The organism is Pseudoclavibacter sp. JAI123, from assembly GCF_013409665.1.
In the GTDB taxonomy this organism is placed as follows: domain Bacteria; phylum Actinomycetota; class Actinomycetes; order Actinomycetales; family Microbacteriaceae; genus Pseudoclavibacter.
In genome coordinates, this window is record NZ_JACCCM010000001.1 from 1,421,845 (window position 1) to 1,440,177 (window position 18,333).

Genomic DNA, 18,333 nt, shown 5'->3' on the forward strand with positions numbered 1-18,333 from the left:
CGGGCCAGCCCCCACTCGGTACGCTTGGACGCATGACTGAAGCGCTGACCCTCATCCTGGTCCGTCACGGACAGAGCGAGTGGAACGAGAAGAACCTCTTTACCGGCTGGGTGGACGTTGAGCTCACCGAACAGGGCCGGGAGGAGGGCGCCCGTGCGGGCCGCCTCATCCGCGAGTCCGGCCTCAAGCCGAACGTGCTCTACACATCGCTGCTCACGCGCGCCATCGACACCGCCAACCTCGCGCTCAAGGAAGCGGGCCGCGGCTGGATCGACGTCAAGCGCACCTGGCGCCTCAACGAGCGCCACTACGGCGACCTGCAGGGCAAGGACAAGGCCCAGGTCCGCGACCAGTACGGCGAGGAGCAGTTCATGGAGTGGCGCCGCTCGTACGACACGCCGCCGCCCGCGCTCGACGACAGCAGCGAGTTCTCGCAGGCCCACGACGAGCGCTACGCCGACCTCGGCGACGAGCTGCCCCGTACCGAATGCCTCAAGGACGTCCTCGTGCGGTTCCTGCCCTACTGGGAAGATGAAGTCCTGCCGACGCTCGTGCAGCGTGGCACCGTCATGGTCGCCGCGCACGGCAACAGCCTCCGCGCGCTCGTGAAGCACCTCGAAGGCATCAGCGACGACGACATCGCCGCCGTCAACATCCCGACCGGCATGCCCCTCGTGTACCGATTCGACCCCGAGACGCACGAAGTGCTCGGCAAGGGCGAGTACCTGGACCCGGAGGCAGCAGCAGCGGGAGCCGCCGCCGTCGCCTCGCAGGGCAAGTAGCGCCGAGCGACCCCCAGGCCCCCGCCGGGCCACGCGAACGAGGAGCTCCCCGTCATCGGACGGGGAGCTCCTCGTTCGCGATCACCAGTGACCAGGAAGATCGTCAGTGGTCGTGGTCGTGGTCGTGGTCATGGTCATGGTCATGGTCATCTTCTAGGAGCATCCCGACCGACGTCGCGCAGGCATCGCCCTTCCAGGCCTCGATGCCCTCGCGCACCGCGAAGGCGGCGATGACGAGCCCGGCCACCGCGTCGGCCCACGCCAGGCCGAAGAGCGAGTTCAGCACGAGGCCGAGGAGGACGGCGGCGGACAGGTACGTGCAGATCAGGGTCTGCTTCGAGTCGGCCACGGCCGTCGCCGAGCCCAGCTCGCGCCCGGTGCGTCGCTCGATGAGCGACAGGAACGGCATCAGGACGACGCTCACGGCGGCGAGCACGATGCCGACGGTGCTGTGCTCGACGTCGGAGCCCGATGTGAGCGCGAGCACCGAACTGATCGTGACGTAGGCGGCGAGCGCGAAGAAGGCGATCGCGATGACGCGCAGCGTCGGCTTCTCCCAGCGCTCCGGATCCTTTCGCGTGAACTGCCAGGCGACCGCTGCGGCTGAGAGCACCTCGATGATCGAGTCGAGGCCGAACCCGATGAGGGCCGCCGAGGATGAGGCTGCGCCCGCACTCAGCGCGACGGCCGCCTCGATCACGTTGTAGGCGATCGTGAACGTCACGACCAGGCGGATGCGGCGCTGCAGCAGCGCGCGGCGCGCCTCCCGGTTCCCGCGTGCGGCACCGACGCCGCCGGGACTGGTGTCTGCTGCGATCCTCGGCGTCGAGGTGGGTCGCTCGGTCACGAGACAGGCTCGCAGCAGCCTGGCACCGGGCAGGACGCGTCCTGGCACGGGGCGGCCTCGTCGACGGCGAGGACGACGCCGACGAGCGTCGTGAGCGACTGGGTCAGGTGCGGGTCGGCGATCTCGTATCGCGTCTGCCTGCCTTCCGGCTTTCCCACGACGATGCCGCAGTCACGAAGGCAGGTCAGGTGGTTCGACACGTTCTGCCGCGTCAGCTCCAGGTCCGCGGCGAGACGGGCGGGGTAGTCGGGGCCGTCCAGCAGGCGCATGAGGATGCGGGACCGCGAGGGATCGGCCATGGCGCGCCCGAGGCGGTTCATGACCTCGAGGCGTGAGGTGGTCGCGGTTGTCATGCACCCATTAATACAGCGCCCGCTGTATTAAGCAACCTGCGGGCGGCGACATGCGGCCCGAGAACAGACGACTGCACCCCTGGTCGCCGGCGTTCCCGGAGGAACAGCGGCGGCAGGGGTGCAGTCGGTGGTGAGGTGCGGGTGCTACGCGCCCGGGGTGACCGGTGCGACGGGCGTGGACGGCTCCTTCTCCTGCATCCACTCGCCGCTCGTCAGGTACTGCACCTTCTGCGCGATCGAGACCGCGTGGTCGGCGAAGCGCTCGAAGTAGCGGCTCGCGAGCGTCGCGTCGACGACCTCGACGCTCTGCGCCTGGATGTCGTCGGACAGGAGCGCGTCGAACGTGCTGCGGTGCAGGTCGTCGATCTGTGTATCGCTCGCCTTGATCTCGTCGGCGATGCGGTTCGTCTCCTCGTCGTTGCCCGCGTCGAGCAGGGCGACGAGCTGACGCGCAACCGCGACGTCGAGTCGGCTCATCTCGGCGAACACCGGACGGAGCGTGTTCGGGCCGACGCCGCCCGGGAAGCGGTAGCGGGCGAGCGCCGCGATGTGCGCCGCGAGGTCTCCCATGCGCTCGAGGGACGAGCTGATGCGCAGCGCGCTCACGACGAGTCGGAGGTCGCGTGCCACGGGGGACTGGCGGGCGATGATCTCGATGGTGTGCTCATCGAGGGCGATCGCGAGCTCGTCGATGCGGGCATCGTCGGAGATGACCTGCTCGGCGAGGGCGACGTCGGATGTGGTGAACGCAACGGCGGCGCGCTGCATGGCGGACTCGACGTGGCGGGCGATCTCCACGAGGCCGTTGCTGACCTCAGCGAGTTCCTGCTGGAAAACTTCGCGCATGTTTATCCTCTGTTTCGTGGCAACGAGCGATGTGCCGCTGCCCGTAGTTCTGGGAAGACCGGTCGTCCGGTGCCTTGGGAGTGACGCTGCCTTCGCGGGCGAGTCTACGGAGCCAAGGTAACGGACTCGTGTACGACGGGTGACACATCCGATGGCCCATATGCTGGGCACATGGACTCGTCCGTCGCAGTGGTCCTTGCGATCGTACTCGGCTTCCTCTTGGGCGCAGGTTTCGTCTGGCTGCTCCACGTCGCCTCAGTACGGCAGGCAAAGGCGCGAGCTGCCTTCTCACCCCGCCTCCCAGAGGGCATCGAGCATCTGCTCGGCGCCCTCGACTCCATCGTGATCGTCACTGACCCTTCGAGGAACGTCTACCAGTCGTCCCCTGGAGCCACCTCGAAAGGGCTCGTCCGCCCCGGCGGGCGCCTCGACGAGCGAGTCGGTGCCGTCGTCGACGAGGCCAGAAGGCAGGGCGAGGCCGTCACACGGGACCTCGAGATCGCGCGCGGCCCGTTCGGCCGCTCGGAGATCCACGTCCGCGTGCGAGCGGCGCCCCTCTCCACGAGGTTCTTCCTGGTGCTGGCCGAGGACCGAACCGAGGCGCTGCGCGTCGAGAGCGTGCGGCGGGACTTCGTCGCCAACGTCAGCCACGAGCTCAAGACGCCGATCGGGGCGGTCACACTCCTCGCCGAGGCGATCGCGGAGTCAGCGGGCGACGAAGAGCAGGTCAAGTACTTCACGGGGCGCCTCAGCAAGGAGAGCCTGCGCCTCGCATCGATCACCAACGAGCTCATCGAGCTGTCGAGGCTGCAGTCGAGCGACTCCCTCGCGCATCCGGAGCTGATCTCCATCCACGAGATCCTCTCGCTCGCCGTCGACCAGTCACGCGTCCCGGCCGACGTCGCCGGGGTCGAGATCGTACTCGGCGACGACGTGGATGCGTTCGTGTACGGCGAGCGGACCCACCTGCTCATGTGCTTCACGAACCTCGTCTCCAACGCCGTCCAGTACTCGTCGACGAACTCGCGCATCGGCATCGGCACGCGGCTCGTCGACGACACGGTCGAGGTCGCGATCTCCGACCAGGGCATCGGCATCGCCCCGGAGGACCAGGGGCGGATCTTCGAGCGGTTCTTCCGCGTCGATCAGGCGCGCTCTCGCCGGACCGGTGGAACCGGCCTCGGCCTCAGCATCGTGCGACACGTCGCGGAGAACCACGGTGGTGACGTCCGCGTCTGGTCGCAGCTTGGCAAGGGATCGACCTTCACCGTGCGTCTGCCCTCCGCGGACTCCGTCGTCGAGGAGATCGACCTGCAGCGGTTCACCGAGCGGCGCTCCGCCTGACCAGATCCAAGGTCCCGTCGCTCACCGCGCGCATCACGCGAGCCGTGACGCGCCGGTCCGCGTCCACGTCACTCAATGTTCACGAAAGATATGCACAATGACCACCGTGACCCGCATCCTCCTCGTCGAAGACGAATCAGCACTGCACGAGCCGCTCTCCTTCCTCCTCGGACGGGAGGGGTATGACGTCGCAGTCGCCGAGACCGGACTTGACGCGCTCGATCTGTTCGACCGCGACGGCGCCGACCTGGTGCTCCTCGACCTCATGCTCCCCGGCGTTCCAGGCACCGAGGTGTGCAAGCAGATCCGCCTCACCTCGAAGGTGCCGATCATCATGCTCACGGCGAAGGACAGCGAGGTCGACATCGTCGTGGGGCTCGAGCTCGGCGCCGACGACTACGTCACGAAGCCTTACTCGACGCGCGAGCTGCTGGCGCGTGTGCGTGCCGTGCTCCGCCGCAACGAGCAGGAGGAGGAAAGCGAGGACGACAGCATCATCGAGGTCGGCGAGGTGCGCATGGACCTCGACCGTCACACGCTCGAGGTCTCCGGCAAGGTGACGCCGATGCCGCTCAAGGAGTACGAGCTCCTCGAGTACCTCATGCGCAACTCGGGACGCGTGCTCACCCGCGGCCAGCTCATCGACCGCGTCTGGGGGCCCGACTACTACGGCGACACGAAGACGCTCGACGTGCACATCAAGCGCATCCGCAGCCGCATCGAGGACAAGCCGTCGACACCGGTCAGGCTCGTCACCGTTCGTGGCCTGGGCTACCGCTACGAGGGCTGAGCTCGCTCCTGGCCCATGCCAGGTGAACGCAAGAAGGGCGCATCCGGGTGGATGCGCCCTTCTCGGCGGTCTGCGGGTGGCGGCTAGGCCGTGCCGCCCTCTTCCGGCTCCTCGGTGGGGGCCGGGGTCGGGGCGATGCTCGGCGGTGCGGCCGGCGGCTCGGTCTGAGCGGGCCCAGGCACGAGCGTCGAGTACTCCGGAAGCGTGCCGTCGAGGACGGGAACACTGACGGCCTGCACCGACTGCTCGCCGTCGAGTGTCGCGGTGAACGTCACCTCGTGGGTCGAGCCCGGGGCGAAGTCCATGCCTTCGAGGAGCACGCTGGCGCCCTCGCCGAAGCCGACCTGGGTCACGCCTGCGGCGGCGTCGACGGGGACGGTCACGACGACGTCCTGCTCGACGCCGTTGATCAGTCCCGTGTAGGTGATGTCGAGCGAACCGGCGCTGCCTGTGTGGTTGACGACCGCGAAGATGAGGTTGGCACGGTCGGTGACGTCGGTGCCAGTCAGCGTGTCGGTGATGAGGATCGCGTTGCGAACCTCGAGCTCGCCGACGTTGGCGTTCGTGCCGTCACTCGCCGAGTACTGGGTCGTCGTGCGCTGGGGGGAGATGTAGTTGCAGCCGGCAAGCCCAACCGCGACTACGGCGGCAAGGGTGACGGACGCGACGGCGCGGATCTTCACGTCTGGAGCCTCCAGGTTCGGACCGTGCGACTGTCGCCGCACGAATTCACAGGATGCAGCAAGCCTATCTGATCTAGCTGCAGCTCCCGGACGACGCGGCGGCGGACTCTACCACTTCCACCCTCGGATGGGCCCTTTTGACATGGTACTCTTAGGTGCCGAAAGGGGCTTGTATTTATGCAGTTTGAGGTCGGGGAGACAGTCGTCTATCCCCATCACGGCGCGGCCACCATCTCAGAGGTGAAGATCCGAGTCATCAAGGGTGAAGAGAAGACGTTCCTCAAGTTGAACGTTGCACAGGGAGACCTCGTCATCGAGGTCCCTGCTGACAACGTCGACCTGGTCGGAGTGCGCGATGTCATCGGACAGGACGGTCTCGACCGTGTGTTCGAGGTTCTGCGAGCCCCCATCACCGAGGAACCGACGAACTGGTCCCGCAGGTACAAGTCGAACCTTGAGAAGCTCGCCTCTGGCGACGTCATCAAGGTCTCCGAGGTCGTCCGCGACCTCTGGCGCCGCGACCAGGACCGGGGTCTCTCCGCTGGAGAGAAGCGGATGCTCGCGAAGGCCAGGCAGATCCTCGTCTCGGAACTCGCTCTCGCGGAGAAGACCGACGAGGAGAAGGCCGGAGACGTGCTCGACAAGGTCCTCGCGTCCTAGTCGGCTGACATCGGCGGTCTCCCTCGGGACTGTCGTTCGGCACACGCCACACGCTTCATCGTCGGGGCCGCAGGGACGTTCACTCGTCCGTGCGGCCCCGACGCGTATGCTGGTGCAGTGAATCAGCGCATCTACGACACGCAGACGCAAGCACTCGGCGACTTCACGCCGCTCGTGCCAGGCGAGGTCTCGCTGTACGTCTGCGGGCCGACGGTGCAGTCCGCGCCGCACGCTGGTCACCTGCGTTCTGCGCTGGTCTACGACCAGTTCCGTGCATGGTTCGAGGCGACCGGGTCGCGCGTGACGCTGGTTCGCAATGTCACGGACATCGACGACAAGACCCTCGCCGGCGCGACGGCGGACGAGCCGTGGTGGGCGCTCGCGTACCGCGTCGAACGCGAGTTCAACGCGGCGTACTCGGCTCTCGGCATCCGCCCGCCCACGTACGAGCCCCGCGCGACGGGCTCCATCCCGGAGATGCAGCAGCTGATCTCGCTGCTCATCGAGCGCGGCCACGCCTATGCAGCGGCCGACGAGAGCGGCGACGTGTGGTTCGACACCGGCAGCTGGCCGAGCTACGGCGAGCTCACCCACCAGCGTCCGGAGGACATGGCGGAGGGGGAGGCCCCCAGCCGAGGGAAGCGGAGCGCCGCCGATTTCGCTCTCTGGAAGGGACAGAAGTCGGGCGAGCCGGACTCGGCGGCCTGGTCTTCGCCGTGGGGTTCGGGGCGACCGGGCTGGCACATCGAATGCTCGGCCATGTCGACGAAGTACCTCGGGCCGACCTTCGACATCCATGGCGGCGGACGAGATCTCCGCTTCCCGCACCACGAGAACGAGCTGGCGCAGTCCCGCGCGGCGGGCCTCGAGTTCGCTCGCACATGGGTGCACAACGGGCTCGTGTCGGTTGCCGGGCAGAAGATGTCGAAGTCGATCGGCAATACCGTCTCGGCCGCCGATCTCCTCGCCGCCGCGCGTCCGATCGTCGTCCGCTACTTCCTCGGATCCGCCCACTACCGCTCGACGATCGAGATCGGTGAGAACTCGCTCGACGAGGCGGCGGCATCCTTCGCGCGCGTCGAGGCGTTCCTGGAGCGTGCCGAGCGGGCAGGTCTGCTCGCATCCGTCGTCGAGGACGCGCCGCCGAGCCTCGCCAACCTGCCCGAGGCGTTCGTCGCGGCGATGAACGACGACTTCGCAGTCCCTCAAGCCATCGCCGCGCTGCATGAGGCCATCACCGCCGGCAACCAGGCATTCGACACCGGCGCCCCCGACGCGGCGGCGCGCGCCGTCCGTGAGGTCACCGCGATGCTCGACATCCTCGGCATCAACCCACGCGCAGAGCAGTGGAGCGGGGGAGTGGATGCGACGGGCGAGACGGCCCTCGCCGCCCTCGTCGATGCGCTGCTCGTCGAGCGCACGCAAGCCCGCGGTGCGAAGGACTTCGCCCGCGCAGATCAGATTCGAGACACGCTGGCAGCAGCCGGCGTGCAGATTGAAGACTCGCCGAACGGCAGCTTCTGGACGTTGGAGAAGGCATGAGCACGAACTCGCGCGGAAATCGCAGCAAGAAGGGCCCCACGAAGGGCACCGGCGGCAATGGCCGCAAGTCCCTCGAAGGTCGGGGCAACACGCCTCGTGCCGAGGACCGCTCCTGGCACGTCGCCGGCAAGCGCAAGGCGGCGAAGGAACGCCTCGAGGCTGCTCGTGGCGGCTCCAAGCCGCGTCCGGCGCAGCGTGAGGGCGGGGCGCCCCGCCGCGCCCGCACCGACGACAGCACGGAACTCGTCACCGGCCGCAACTCGGTCGTCGAGGCGCTCCGCGCCGGCATCCCGGCGACGACGCTCTACGTCGCCGCCCGCGGCGAGATGGACGAGCGCGTCAAGGAGATCTTCAAGATCGCCACCGAGCGCAAGATCCCGATCCTCGAGGTCATGCGCCCCGAGCTCGATCGCATGGCGGGCCGCGACGCGGTGCACCAGGGCGTCATCATCAAGGTGCCGGCCTACACGTACGCGGACCCTATGGAGGAGCTCGACCGCGCCATCCAGCGCCGTCGCAACCCGCTCTTCGTCGCGCTCGACGGCATCACCGACCCGCGCAACCTTGGTGCCATCGTGCGCTCGGTGGCCGCGTTCGGTGGCGACGGCATCATCGTGCCGCAGCGTCGCTCGGTCGGTATGACCGCCTCGGCGTGGAAGACCTCGGCAGGTGCCGCTTCGCGTCTCCCCGTCTCCATGGCCTCGAACCTGACGGCCACCATCAAGGCGTACAAGAAGGCCGGCGTGTTCGTCATCGGCCTCGACGGCGACGGCGACGTGTCGCTGCCCTCGTTGGAGCTCGCGACCTCACCGTTGCTTATCGTCGTAGGCAGCGAGGGCAAGGGCCTCTCGCGCCTCGTCACCGAGCACTGCGACGCGATCGTCTCGATCCCGATCGACGGGGCCACCGAGTCACTCAACGCCGGAATCGCCACGAGCATCACGATGTACGAGGTCTCGAAGCTCCGCGCGGAGAAGCGCGCGGCCAAGTAACCAGGGCGTTCGACGCCGAAGGGCCTCACCCCCGCGGGTGAGGCCCTTCGTCATGCCAGCACAGATGGATGACCGCTGGTAGCCGTCAGCGGCACCACGAGGTCAGGAAGCCGGTGAGCCGACGCAGTTCCGCGCCGCTCGCGATGTCGATGACGGTGGTCGTCGACTGCTTCATGCCAGGGAGCACGGCGTAGCCGTCCGGCCCCTGCGCTCCGAGCCCCGTCTCGACGGCGAGGTACTGGCCGTTGGGGGAGACGCAGATGTCGCGCAGCCATTCGCCGCTCTCGCCCGGGTCGAACAGCGTCCGCTGCCCAGCCGTGTCGGCGAGCTCGACCGTGACGTCGGCGAGCCCGGCAGCCGCATCCGCAACGGCTGAGATCTGCGTCCCATCTGGACTGAGCACGCTCGTCTGCGTGAGGTACTGCGTCTCGCTGAGCGAGATCGGGGCGGGGGTCAGTGCTTCGGCGGTGCCCGAGCTGAGATCGAACAGCGTGTAGCCGCCGACACCGGACGTGACTGCGGTTGCCGTGCCCGGCATGAAGCCGTGGAAGTGCTGCGCCTGGCCGATCGGCTCGGCGGGTGTGCCCGCCAGGACGTTGACGAGGTAGAGCTGCTCGTCGAGGGTCTGCGCGATGAGGGCACCGGTTCGAGGGGCGAACGCCCACGCGGAGACCATGAGCGGGGTCCCGTCTGGTCCCGCGACCTGCTTCGGCCGGAACGAGGTGTCGCTCGTGTCGAAGACGAACAGCGACCGAACGAGCTCCGTCTGCCCGTCGGCGTGCATCCCGTCGATGACGAACCCGATGAGCCCACTCTCCGCATCCGCGGCGAGGCTCGAGAAGTTGCCCGTCGCATCCACGTTCAGGGGTACGGCCGGGCCGGGCTCGGCGCGGGGTGCGACGCCCACGGTTCCGAGGCCCGCGGCGTCCTGCTCGACGACGGCGACGAACGCGTCGGTCAGCGCGTACTCCTGGATGCGAGGCGCGGTGAAGAGAATACGAGGCTCACCGCCGCCGGAGACGTTCGTCTCCACGACACGGTCCTCGAGGCTTCCGCCGGTGGAGATGGCACCGCGCACGAGCGTCGACACCTCGAGCTGGGGTGTCGTGAACTGCGTCTCGAGCGTCGATGCGACCCCCGTCGAGGAGCTGACCGCGTCTGTGACGGTGAGCGTGTAGCTCGTGTCGTAGGCGAGCAGCTGCTCGAAGGTGAGCGTGATGGTGCCGTTGTCCTGCGAGAGGCTGTAAGCGGCGGCCGGCTCGAGGACGACCTGTGCGGGGTCGATCTCCTGCAGCCGCTGGTTGGGTGTCAGTACGAGGCGCGTGCCCTGCTGCTCGACCGTGCCGATCGCGTTGACCGCCGTCGAGGCGACGCGCGGCCCCTGCAGGATGTTGCCGACGGCGAGACCCGCCGCGAGCAGGGCGAGCACGACGACCGCGAGGATGAACGTCTTCCGGAAGCCTCGTCCCGTGCGGGCGTCAGGCGAGCTGAGATCAGTAGACATATGGGTCGCTCGGCTGGTCGATGGCGGCGACGGTCGTGGGCATGAGCGCCACCCGTTCCGCGCTGGACGCGCTCGGGTTCGTGACGAACGCGCCGTCCACCTCGACCCAGGTGTCGACGGGGTAGTTCGCCTGCCAGCCGGGCTGGTGCACGGCGACGCCGACAGGGGCGGCGTCGATCGCGCAGCAGTTCACGACGAAGCGGGCGAGGATGAACGCATCCGGCGCGTCCGGATCGACGGTCACGAAGCCGACGAGCTTGGCGCGCTCGCCCAGGACCTGCTGCTCGCCGTCGCCCTGCCGGAGCATTGCCGCCCAGTCCTTGACCGTGAAGCTGCTGGTGTCGCGGCCGCGCAGCGTCTCGCCTTCGTCGATCGGAGAGTCCACGGTCTGCGCGTTGGCGTTCAGCGAGCGGTTCTCGACGGCCGCCGAGCTCAGGGTCACGGGCGGCGCGATGATGAGCGCGACGAACGCCGTCACGACGACGACCAGCGTGACCGTCGTCGAGGCGATGACGGCGATGCGCTGGCGGGCGCCGAGGCGCGGACGTCGATTGTTGCGCCGGGCGCTCGACGTGCCGAGCGCATCCGACTCATGCGAGTGGTCGTGGTCGTGCCCGTGGTCGTGCTCGTCACGGGAGGGCGTGGCCGCGATCGCGGCGATCGCCAGGATCCCGCCGATGACCGCCATGATCGAGGTGAATACGAAGTAGCGCGGGTGGATGTATAGCGAGAGGCCGCCGGTCATCGAGAGCCATACCGTCGCGACGACGGTGATGAGGGTGAGGGCGACGCCGCGCCACCTGGAGAGCAGTCGTTCAAGCAATGAGGTTCACTCCGAGTCCGAGGGTGAAGGCCGACAGCGCGACGATGAGGGTGATGCGGGCGAGGACCGCGCTCGTGTAGGTCGTGCGCATGAGGGCGAGCATCTTGACGTCGATCATGGGGCCCATCACGAGGAAGGCGACGATGCCGCCAGGCATGAAGGTGCCGACGAACGAGAGCGCGAAGAACGCGTCGACGTTCGCGCAGATCGAGATGACGAAGCCGAGGGTCATGAGCACGAGCACGGAGAGCACCGGATGCTCTCCGAGGGTGGTGAGCAGGTCGCGCGAGACGCCGACTTGGATGGCCCCGGCGATGGCCGACCCGACGAAGAGCGCGGGCAGCATCGTCGAGGTCTCCGCACCGAACATCGACGCGCTCGCGCGGAACCGCTCGCGCACGCTCGAGCCCGTCTCGTGGCCGTGTTTCGCCTCCAGCTCGCACGTCGCGGCGAAACTCGGTGTGAGCAGGTCCTGTGGCTTCGGGTGGCGGCTGAAGAGGAACCCGATGACGTTCGCGATGACGAAGCCCCCGATGATGCGGGCGGCGAGGATGCCGTGGTCCCAGCCGAACGCCTGGTACGTCGTGACGATCGTGATGGGGTTCAGGATGGGGGCCGCCAGCAGGAACGTGATCGACTCGGCGGGCGTGAAGCCGCGCAGCACGAGGCCGCGTGCGAGCGGAACGTTGCCGCACTCGCAGACGGGCAGCGCGATGCCGAACAGTGAGATGACGGCACGCCGAAGCCACGGAGTCTGCGGCAGGATGCGCATGAGGAAGCCCGGCGGAAGCCAGTGCTGCACGACGATCGAGAGCAGGATGCCGAGGATGATGAACGGCATCGACTCGATGACGACGCTCAGCGAGAGCGTGACGAAGTCGGTGATCGGCCCGAGTGCCGGCTGGTCGTCGAGCGACGCAGTGAGCGTGCGGATCGCGATGAGCGTGAGCACGAGGCCCGCCCCGATCGTCAGCCCGAGAACTCCGCGGTTGGCGGCCGTGCGCTGCTGCGGGAGCTTGGTGCGCTGCGCGGTCGTGTGCTCGTGCATCCAGCCGAGTATAGTTCGGGCCGCTTTCACGAAGTGGGGACGTGTCAGGGCTGTGCGCCGGAAGACGCATCGTGGAGCCGACTGCGAGGTTCGAACTCGCGACATCCGCTTTACAAGAGCGGTGCTCTACCAGCTGAGCTAAGTCGGCCTGCTGCAATCGCAGCGGCACCATCATAGTCACGCGGTGCACGTCCCCGCGCACCGCATGGCTGTTGATGGATGCCCGTGCGCTTACTCGGCGGAGGTCTCTTCCTCGGGTGTGAAGGAGAGCGACAGCGAGTTCATGCAGTAGCGGTCGCCCGTTGGCGTGCCGAAGCCGTCAGGGAAGACGTGGCCGAGGTGGGAGCCGCAGTTGGCGCAGCGCACCTCGGTGCGCACCATTCCGAGCGAGCGGTCCTCGAGCAGCTCGACCGCGTCCGGCCGAACGGACTCGTAGAAGCTCGGCCAGCCGCATCCGGAGTCGAACTTCGTTCCGGCCTTGAACAGCTCTGAGCCGCAGGCGCGGCAGGTGTAGAGGCCTGCGCGACCCTCCTCGAGGAGCTCTCCCGTGTAGGCCCGCTCCGTGCCTGCCTCGCGCAGCACGTGGTACTCCTGCGGCGTGAGCTCCGCGCGCCACTCGGAATCGGGCTTGTTGACGGCGTAGGACACCGTGCCTCCTGGAAAATCGACGAGACCGCTGGGAGCGGCCGGGGAGGATCGAGCATACGCGCGTTGCGTGAGTCCAGTCGGTGAACCCTGCTCGTACACTTCGTGCATGGCACGGGACGTGGAGCTCAGCGACCTCGAGCGCGCGCTGCTGGATTTCGAAGACGGGAATCCGCGGCAGAATGCGGCGAAGGCGGCAGCGATCAGGGATCGCTTCGGCTGGTCGACGACGCAGTACTACCGAAATCTCGCTACGCTCATCGAGACACCAGCTGCGCTTGTCCATCAGCCGATGCTCGTCGGCCGCCTGCGGCGTGCGCGCGAGCGGCGAGCGGACGAGCGCCAGTTGCGGCGCGAGCAGCGAATGTCCAGCGCCTCTCCCACCTCAGGACGGATTCGGTAGACACGTGAATTACCCCAAGGATCGCTTCGACGACATCCCACCAGGGCTTGACCGCCGCGGAGCGCATCGCGCGCCCCGCACGCGCCTCGCCAAGCTCGCCTCGTGGCTCTGGGGTCTGCTCGCCGTCGTCGTGATCGTCGCCGTTGCCGCCGTCGCGATGCAGGTCATCAACGGCGCCGTGTCCTTCAGCCCGACCGCGGAGACAGAGACGAGTGAGACTCCGACGGCGGAGGCGCCGGTCGAGGAGGCTCCGGCCGAGGTCGTGCCGCAGCTCGACCCGAACGTCTCAGTGCGCGTTCTCAACGGAACCGAGCTGGCGGGCGTCGCGGGCGGCACCACCACGGAGCTCGCAGCCGCGGGCTGGAACGTCACCGAGACGGCGGACGCTCCGACGTCCGACTACGAGACGACGACCGTCTCCTACAACGACGCCTCCCAGGAGGCTGCGGCGCTCGCCCTCGTCCAGTCGCTCGGTGGGGGAACCGCCGTCCTCGACCCGAACGTCGCCGCAGCAGGCACGATCGTGGTCATCGTCGGCCTCGACCTCGCCGGGTAGCCATTCGCGGGTCCACGGTGGTTCGACACGGAGGATGATCCGAGAATTCTCCGGGGAATGCGGCTCGTGTGTTCCGTGCGTGTGAACATCTGGAGACAAAACGTCGCCAGGTGACGTGATCCCGGTTTTGGGCTTCCTCGCTCAACAGGTCGCCACCTAGTATCTTGCTCGAGTCCTGGGCACCATCGTTCGTCCCCCTCGCACGCATGCAGGGCTCCGCGGGTTGGCGCCTGCGAGTACTACTGAGCAATGGAGACAAACATGGCGAATGGAACCGTGAAGTGGTTCAACGCTGACAAGGGCTACGGCTTCATCACTGTGGATGCGCTCGACGGCGCTGCTGCACAGGATGTGTTCGTGCACTACAAGGCCATCGAGATGCAGGGCTACCGAGTCCTTGAAGAGGGCCAGAAGGTCGAGTTCGAGATCGGTGCGGGCGACAAGGGCCCGCAGGCGGAGTCCGTGCGCGCGCTCTGACCGCAGGCTGGGAACGGCGTCGGCCCTCTCGGGTCGGCGCCGTTCCGTGTTCAGGCGGACATCGGCGTCTCTTCAGGCCCGGCTCGTTCGCCCGCAGCGAGAAGGCGTGGGGTGGCTTGCACTCGACAGGGTCGAGTGCCAATATGGATTTGCACTCGCCTCGTTCGAGTGCCAACCACGAACCTCACGAACCACGTCCGGAAAGGACGCAGTACACATATGTCGAAGATCATCGCTTTTGACGAAGAGGCCCGTCGCGGGCTTGAGCGTGGACTGAACACGCTCGCCGACGCGGTCAAGGTCACGCTCGGCCCACGTGGCCGCAATGTCGTGCTCGAGAAGAAGTGGGGCGCGCCCACGATCACGAACGACGGCGTCTCCATCGCCAAGGAGATCGAGCTCGAGGACCCGTTCGAGAAGATCGGCGCCGAGCTCGTCAAGGAGGTCGCGAAGAAGACCGACGACGTCGCCGGTGACGGAACGACCACGGCTACCGTCCTCGCTCAGGCACTCGTCCGCGAGGGCCTCCGCAACGTCGCAGCTGGCGCCGACCCGATCTCGCTCAAGCGCGGCATCGAGAAGGCCGTCGAGGCTGTCGTCGCCGAGCTCCTCTCCTCCGCCAAGGAGGTCGAGACCAAGGAGCAGATCGCTGCCACCGCGTCCATCTCGGCCGCAGACGCTCAGATCGGCGAGATCATCGCCGAGGCCATCGACAAGGTCGGCAAGGAAGGCGTCGTCACCGTCGAGGAGTCGAACACCTTCGGCACGACGCTCGAGCTCACCGAGGGCATGCGCTTCGACAAGGGCTACCTCTCGCAGTACTTCGTCACCGACCCCGAGCGCCAGGAAGCCGTCTTCGAAGACGCGTACATCCTGATCGTCAACGGCAAGATCTCCAACATCAAGGACCTCCTGCCTGTCGTCGACAAGGTCATCCAGGCCGGCAAGCAGCTCCTCATCATCGCCGAGGACGTCGAGGGCGAAGCTCTCGCGACGCTCATCGTCAACAAGGTCCGCGGCATCTTCAAGTCGGTCGCCGTCAAGGCTCCCGGCTTCGGAGACCGCCGCAAGGCTCAGCTGCAGGACATCGCCATCCTCACCGGTGGTCAGGTCATCAGCGAAGAGGTCGGCCTCAAGCTCGAGAACACGACGCTCGACCTCCTCGGAACCGCCCGCAAGGTCGTCGTCACCAAGGACGAGACCACGATCGTCGAGGGCGCTGGCTCGCCCGAGCAGATCGCCGGCCGCGTTGCGCAGATCCGCGCCGAGATCGAGAACAGCGACAGCGACTACGACCGCGAGAAGCTCCAGGAGCGCCTCGCGAAGCTCGCCGGTGGCGTCGCCGTCATCAAGGCCGGAGCCGCGACCGAGGTCGAGCTCAAGGAGCGCAAGCACCGCATCGAGGACGCCGTCCGCAACGCGAAGGCTGCCGTCGAAGAGGGCATCGTCGCCGGTGGTGGCGTTGCGCTCATCCAGGCTGGCGCTCGCGTGCTCGGCTCGCTCGACCTCCAGGGCGACGAGGCGACCGGCGTGAACATCGTCAAGGTCGGCATCCTCGCACCGCTCAAGCAGATCGCAACGAACGCTGGCCTCGAGCCCGGCGTCGTGGCCGAGAAGGTCGCCGGACTCGAAGACGGCTGGGGCCTCAACGCCGCAACCGGCGAGTACGTCAACCTCATCGAGGCCGGCGTGCTCGACCCAGTGAAGGTCACGCGCTCCGCGCTGCTCAACGCAGCGTCGATCGCTGGTCTCTTCCTCACGACCGAGGTCGTCGTCGCCGACAAGCCCGAGAAGGCTGGCGCACCGGCGATGGACCCGGGCGCTGGAATGGACTTCTAAGCACCACACGCAAGTAGACAAGCGGGCGGCTCCCCAGGGAGCCGCCCGCTTCGTCGTGCCGTCGCCGGGTGAGCGGGACCAGGTCGGTCAGACGCTGAAGAGCCGCCTCACGTCACCCTCGACGGTGCCGTAGCTCGCGCTCGCGCTGCCGAGGGCACCGTTGATGGTGGAGATGCTCGACTCAACCTGCGCCTGCGTGGCTCGCCACTGCTGCACGAGTCCCTGGAAGGCGGTGGCGGCCTCGCCGGTCCACGAGCCCTCCAGGGCGGTCAGGTTGCCCAGCAGAGCGGCCACCTCCGCCTGAACGCGGCCGATGGATGCCTGCGTGTTGGTCACCGTGAGTTGCAGCTGCTCGCTGTCGACCATGTAGACGGCCATGGATGTTCCCCCTTCGTCGGCCGCCGAGCGGTTCCGGCGGCTCTTCGCGAGAAGGCTACGGGGGAGGAGGGCGGTGCCGGCCTCAGGAGTTCGGGGCTGTGGACGAGGCGCTGTCCACAGGCGCGGACATGAGGAGTGGGAACTTGAGGCGGAAGGTGGCCCCGCCGCCCGGCGTCTCGAACACGTCGACCTCGCCGTCGTGCGCCTTCATGATCGCGGAGACGATCGAGAGGCCGAGTCCCGAGCCGCCGGTCTCGCGGGCTCGCGAGGTGTCCGCGCGCCAGAATCGCTCGAAGATCTTCTGCCTGATCTGCGGTGGGATACCTTCGCCGTGGTCGATGATGTCGACGATCGCGAGCTGATTCGGCAGGTCCACGGTGACACCGACTTCCAGCGGCGAGCCCTCAGGTGTGTACCGCATGGCGTTGCCGAGCAGGTTCGAGATCGCCTGGCGAACCTTGTCCTCGTTCGCGTGCACCATGGCGGGCACGTCGCCGTAGTCGTCGTCGACTTCCGGGGCTTCACCCGTGCTCGGCTCGACGCCGCGGCGGCGGATGGGGAAGCCGCGGAGGGCGGGCCGTGGCAGAGGCCGCCTGCGCCAGATGGCGCGCCTCGCGGCGGCGGCTTCCGGGGCAGCGGCGTCACCGGCGGGCACCACGTCCGCTTCGATCGGCGCTGGCAGCTCGCCCGTGGTTGCCGTTCCGGGGACGTCAGCCTCATCTCGCGGCTCCTGGATGATCCGCACGGGGAGCGCTCGGACGACGCGGTCCTTCGAGGTCGCGTGCGCGTCCATGGCAGCATCTTCTGCGATGGGCTCGAGGTCGATGACATCCTTTACGAGCTCGCGGGTCTCGTCGAGTCTCGCGAGCTGCAGGAGGTCCTCGACGAGGCCGCCCATGCGGAGGGCCTCCTTCTCGATGCGTTCCATGGCCTGCCCGACCTTCTCCGGGTCGTTGAGGGCGCCCATGCGGTAGAGCTCGGCGTAGCCGCGCACCGTGACCAGCGGCGTTCGCAGCTCGTGGCTCGCGTCGCCGACGAAGCGGCGCATCTGGGCGATGGTGCGGGTGCGCTCGTCGAAGGCATGGTCGATGCGCACCAGCATCGTGTTGAGCGAGCGCGAGAGTCGCCCGACCTCGGTGTTCGGCGTGCCAGCAGGCAGCCGCTGCGAGTAGTCGCCGGAGGCGAACTGCATGGCCGTCGCCTCGACCTGGCGCAGCGGCAGCAGGGTCGCAGAGACGAGGACTCGTGTCAGCGCTGCGCCGAAGATGACGACGGTCAGCCCGAACCCGAAGAAGATGGCGAGGAAGTTGACCATGGTCGCATTGACGCTCGTGAGCGGAGCGGCGATGAGCAGCGTGCCACGGACCTGGTCGGCGGCGTACTCGCCCTCTGGCACGGTGATCGTCCGCCACGTCGCGCCGAGCGGGTCCTCGATGTCGAAGAGGCTCTGGCTTCCTCGGTTCGCGGCATCGGAGGGCACTTCCGGCGCGATGGCCTGCGGGCGCTGCCACTGCCCCCAGTTGTCGACGACGACATTGCCCTCGGCGTCGAGCACCGCGACGTACAGCGTCGAGGGCGCGATGCGGATCGCATCGTAGGTGATCAGCCGGGACGAGGGGTCGGCGGCGAGGAACTGGGTCGGATCGCTCGCGTAGACGCTCAGCTGCGAGTCGGTCTGCGACACGAGTGTCGGTCGCAGCAGCAACGTCGTGCCGATGCCGGCGACGACGATGCCGAACGTCAACAGGGTGATGTTGACGATCGTCAGCTTGTTGCGGAGCGAGAGCCGATCCCAGCGCCAGGCTTTGAACGGCACCGCCT

20 protein-coding genes and 1 tRNA gene are annotated in these 18,333 nt (G+C 67.8%); 10 read left to right on the forward strand and 11 right to left on the reverse strand.

The window, feature by feature from the left end; all coding sequences use genetic code 11:
- The first annotated feature begins 32 nt into the window (after positions 1–32).
- A complete protein-coding gene (locus HDC34_RS06695; protein WP_104312486.1) occupies positions 33–782 on the forward strand; it encodes a phosphoglyceromutase in 750 nt (249 codons plus the stop codon).
- Positions 783–885: 103 nt separating this feature from the next.
- Here HDC34_RS06695 and HDC34_RS06700 read toward each other — a convergent pair whose 3' ends face one another.
- The 3 genes from HDC34_RS06700 to phoU form a co-directional block, all read right to left on the reverse strand.
- Positions 886–1,599, reverse strand: a complete 714-nt coding sequence (locus HDC34_RS06700; protein ID WP_104312630.1) for a cation transporter — start codon at positions 1,597–1,599, stop codon at positions 886–888.
- A 26-nt stretch (positions 1,600–1,625) separates the two neighbouring features.
- Positions 1,626–1,982, reverse strand: a complete 357-nt coding sequence (locus HDC34_RS06705; RefSeq protein ID WP_104312485.1) for a helix-turn-helix transcriptional regulator — start codon at positions 1,980–1,982, stop codon at positions 1,626–1,628.
- Positions 1,983–2,126: 144 nt separating this feature from the next.
- The gene (gene phoU / locus HDC34_RS06710; protein WP_104241934.1) at positions 2,127–2,828 is read right to left on the reverse strand and encodes a phosphate signaling complex protein PhoU; all 702 of its coding nucleotides are present in this window, start codon (positions 2,826–2,828) and stop codon (positions 2,127–2,129) included.
- A gap of 171 nt (positions 2,829–2,999) precedes the next feature.
- Between phoU and HDC34_RS06715 the strand changes: the two genes are divergently transcribed.
- Positions 3,000–4,172 carry a cell wall metabolism sensor histidine kinase WalK gene (locus tag HDC34_RS06715; RefSeq protein ID WP_104253832.1) on the forward strand — a complete coding sequence of 391 codons (1,173 nt, stop codon included), beginning with the start codon at positions 3,000–3,002 and terminating at the stop codon, positions 4,170–4,172.
- 106 nt (positions 4,173–4,278) lie between these two features.
- Positions 4,279–4,962 (forward strand): response regulator transcription factor, encoded by a 684-nt coding sequence (locus HDC34_RS06720; protein ID WP_179557116.1) that lies wholly within the window; start codon positions 4,279–4,281, stop codon positions 4,960–4,962.
- Positions 4,963–5,045: 83 nt separating this feature from the next.
- On the opposite strand, the gene HDC34_RS06725 is transcribed toward HDC34_RS06720, so the two are convergent.
- On the reverse strand, positions 5,046–5,645 hold the full coding sequence (locus HDC34_RS06725; RefSeq protein ID WP_104312484.1) for a DNA modification methylase: 600 nt from the start codon (positions 5,643–5,645) through the stop codon (positions 5,046–5,048).
- A 177-nt stretch (positions 5,646–5,822) separates the two neighbouring features.
- Here HDC34_RS06725 and HDC34_RS06730 point away from each other — a divergent pair, with 177 nt between their 5' ends.
- The 3 genes from HDC34_RS06730 (at position 5,823) to rlmB (ending at position 8,839) form a co-directional block, all read left to right on the forward strand.
- Positions 5,823–6,305 carry a CarD family transcriptional regulator gene (locus HDC34_RS06730; RefSeq protein WP_068479837.1) on the forward strand — a complete coding sequence of 161 codons (483 nt, stop codon included), beginning with the start codon at positions 5,823–5,825 and terminating at the stop codon, positions 6,303–6,305.
- A 117-nt stretch (positions 6,306–6,422) separates the two neighbouring features.
- Positions 6,423–7,847, forward strand: coding sequence for a cysteine--tRNA ligase (gene cysS, locus HDC34_RS06735; protein WP_179556320.1), 1,425 nt, complete (start codon positions 6,423–6,425; stop codon positions 7,845–7,847).
- Positions 7,844–8,839 carry a 23S rRNA (guanosine(2251)-2'-O)-methyltransferase RlmB gene (gene rlmB, locus HDC34_RS06740; protein WP_104312482.1) on the forward strand — a complete coding sequence of 332 codons (996 nt, stop codon included), beginning with the start codon at positions 7,844–7,846 and terminating at the stop codon, positions 8,837–8,839. Before cysS ends, rlmB begins: the two co-directional genes overlap by 4 nt.
- 85 nt (positions 8,840–8,924) lie before the next feature.
- Here rlmB and HDC34_RS06745 read toward each other — a convergent pair whose 3' ends face one another.
- From HDC34_RS06745 to msrB, 5 genes are all read right to left on the reverse strand, one after another.
- A complete protein-coding gene (locus tag HDC34_RS06745; RefSeq protein ID WP_179556321.1) occupies positions 8,925–10,343 on the reverse strand; it encodes a hypothetical protein in 1,419 nt (472 codons plus the stop codon).
- Positions 10,333–11,166, reverse strand: coding sequence for a TIGR03943 family protein (locus HDC34_RS06750; RefSeq protein WP_179556322.1), 834 nt, complete (start codon positions 11,164–11,166; stop codon positions 10,333–10,335). Before HDC34_RS06750 ends, HDC34_RS06745 begins: the two co-directional genes overlap by 11 nt.
- Positions 11,159–12,214 carry a permease gene (locus HDC34_RS06755; protein WP_104312479.1) on the reverse strand — a complete coding sequence of 352 codons (1,056 nt, stop codon included), beginning with the start codon at positions 12,212–12,214 and terminating at the stop codon, positions 11,159–11,161. Before HDC34_RS06755 ends, HDC34_RS06750 begins: the two co-directional genes overlap by 8 nt.
- A 72-nt stretch (positions 12,215–12,286) precedes the next feature.
- Positions 12,287–12,362 (reverse strand) — tRNA-Thr (locus tag HDC34_RS06760).
- Positions 12,363–12,445: 83 nt separating this feature from the next.
- The gene (msrB, locus tag HDC34_RS06765) at positions 12,446–12,862 is read right to left on the reverse strand and encodes a peptide-methionine (R)-S-oxide reductase MsrB (protein ID WP_179556323.1); all 417 of its coding nucleotides are present in this window, start codon (positions 12,860–12,862) and stop codon (positions 12,446–12,448) included.
- Between the two features lie 118 nt (positions 12,863–12,980).
- Between msrB and HDC34_RS06770 the strand changes: the two genes are divergently transcribed.
- The 4 genes from HDC34_RS06770 (at position 12,981) to groL (ending at position 16,134) form a co-directional block, all read left to right on the forward strand.
- Positions 12,981–13,262: a DUF3263 domain-containing protein gene (locus HDC34_RS06770; protein ID WP_271985678.1), complete on the forward strand. Its 282-nt coding sequence runs from the start codon at positions 12,981–12,983 to the stop codon at positions 13,260–13,262.
- A 4-nt stretch (positions 13,263–13,266) separates the two neighbouring features.
- Positions 13,267–13,818 carry a LytR C-terminal domain-containing protein gene (locus tag HDC34_RS06775; RefSeq protein WP_104312477.1) on the forward strand — a complete coding sequence of 184 codons (552 nt, stop codon included), beginning with the start codon at positions 13,267–13,269 and terminating at the stop codon, positions 13,816–13,818.
- Positions 13,819–14,079: 261 nt separating this feature from the next.
- Entirely contained in the window at positions 14,080–14,295 is a 216-nt protein-coding gene (locus HDC34_RS06780; RefSeq protein WP_068479823.1) for a cold-shock protein, read from the forward strand.
- Between the two features lie 219 nt (positions 14,296–14,514).
- Positions 14,515–16,134 (forward strand): chaperonin GroEL, encoded by a 1,620-nt coding sequence (gene groL / locus HDC34_RS06785; protein ID WP_104253821.1) that lies wholly within the window; start codon positions 14,515–14,517, stop codon positions 16,132–16,134.
- 87 nt (positions 16,135–16,221) lie between these two features.
- Here the strand turns inward: groL and HDC34_RS06790 are convergent, their stop codons facing one another.
- Positions 16,222–16,512 (reverse strand): WXG100 family type VII secretion target, encoded by a 291-nt coding sequence (locus tag HDC34_RS06790; protein ID WP_104312476.1) that lies wholly within the window; start codon positions 16,510–16,512, stop codon positions 16,222–16,224.
- Between the two features lie 82 nt (positions 16,513–16,594).
- Positions 16,595–18,328, reverse strand: a complete 1,734-nt coding sequence (locus HDC34_RS06795; RefSeq protein ID WP_104312475.1) for a cell wall metabolism sensor histidine kinase WalK — start codon at positions 18,326–18,328, stop codon at positions 16,595–16,597.
- Positions 18,329–18,333: the final 5 nt, after the last annotated feature.

Excerpts from the sequence above, each read along its gene's own strand:
- HDC34_RS06695 (WP_104312486.1), top strand. The coding sequence starts at position 33 with ATGACTGAAGCGCTGACCCTCATCCTGGTCCGTCACGGACAGAGCGAG.
- HDC34_RS06705 (WP_104312485.1), bottom strand. The coding sequence starts at position 1,982 with ATGACAACCGCGACCACCTCACGCCTCGAGGTCATGAACCGCCTCGGG.
- phoU (WP_104241934.1), bottom strand. The coding sequence starts at position 2,828 with ATGCGCGAAGTTTTCCAGCAGGAACTCGCTGAGGTCAGCAACGGCCTC.
- HDC34_RS06715 (WP_104253832.1), top strand. The coding sequence starts at position 3,000 with ATGGACTCGTCCGTCGCAGTGGTCCTTGCGATCGTACTCGGCTTCCTC.
- HDC34_RS06730 (WP_068479837.1), top strand. The coding sequence starts at position 5,823 with ATGCAGTTTGAGGTCGGGGAGACAGTCGTCTATCCCCATCACGGCGCG.
- rlmB (WP_104312482.1), top strand. The coding sequence starts at position 7,844 with ATGAGCACGAACTCGCGCGGAAATCGCAGCAAGAAGGGCCCCACGAAG.
- HDC34_RS06745 (WP_179556321.1), bottom strand. The coding sequence starts at position 10,343 with ATGTCTACTGATCTCAGCTCGCCTGACGCCCGCACGGGACGAGGCTTC.
- HDC34_RS06755 (WP_104312479.1), bottom strand. The coding sequence starts at position 12,214 with ATGCACGAGCACACGACCGCGCAGCGCACCAAGCTCCCGCAGCAGCGC.
- HDC34_RS06780 (WP_068479823.1), top strand. The coding sequence starts at position 14,080 with ATGGCGAATGGAACCGTGAAGTGGTTCAACGCTGACAAGGGCTACGGC.
- groL (WP_104253821.1), top strand. The coding sequence starts at position 14,515 with ATGTCGAAGATCATCGCTTTTGACGAAGAGGCCCGTCGCGGGCTTGAG.
- HDC34_RS06790 (WP_104312476.1), bottom strand. The coding sequence starts at position 16,512 with ATGGCCGTCTACATGGTCGACAGCGAGCAGCTGCAACTCACGGTGACC.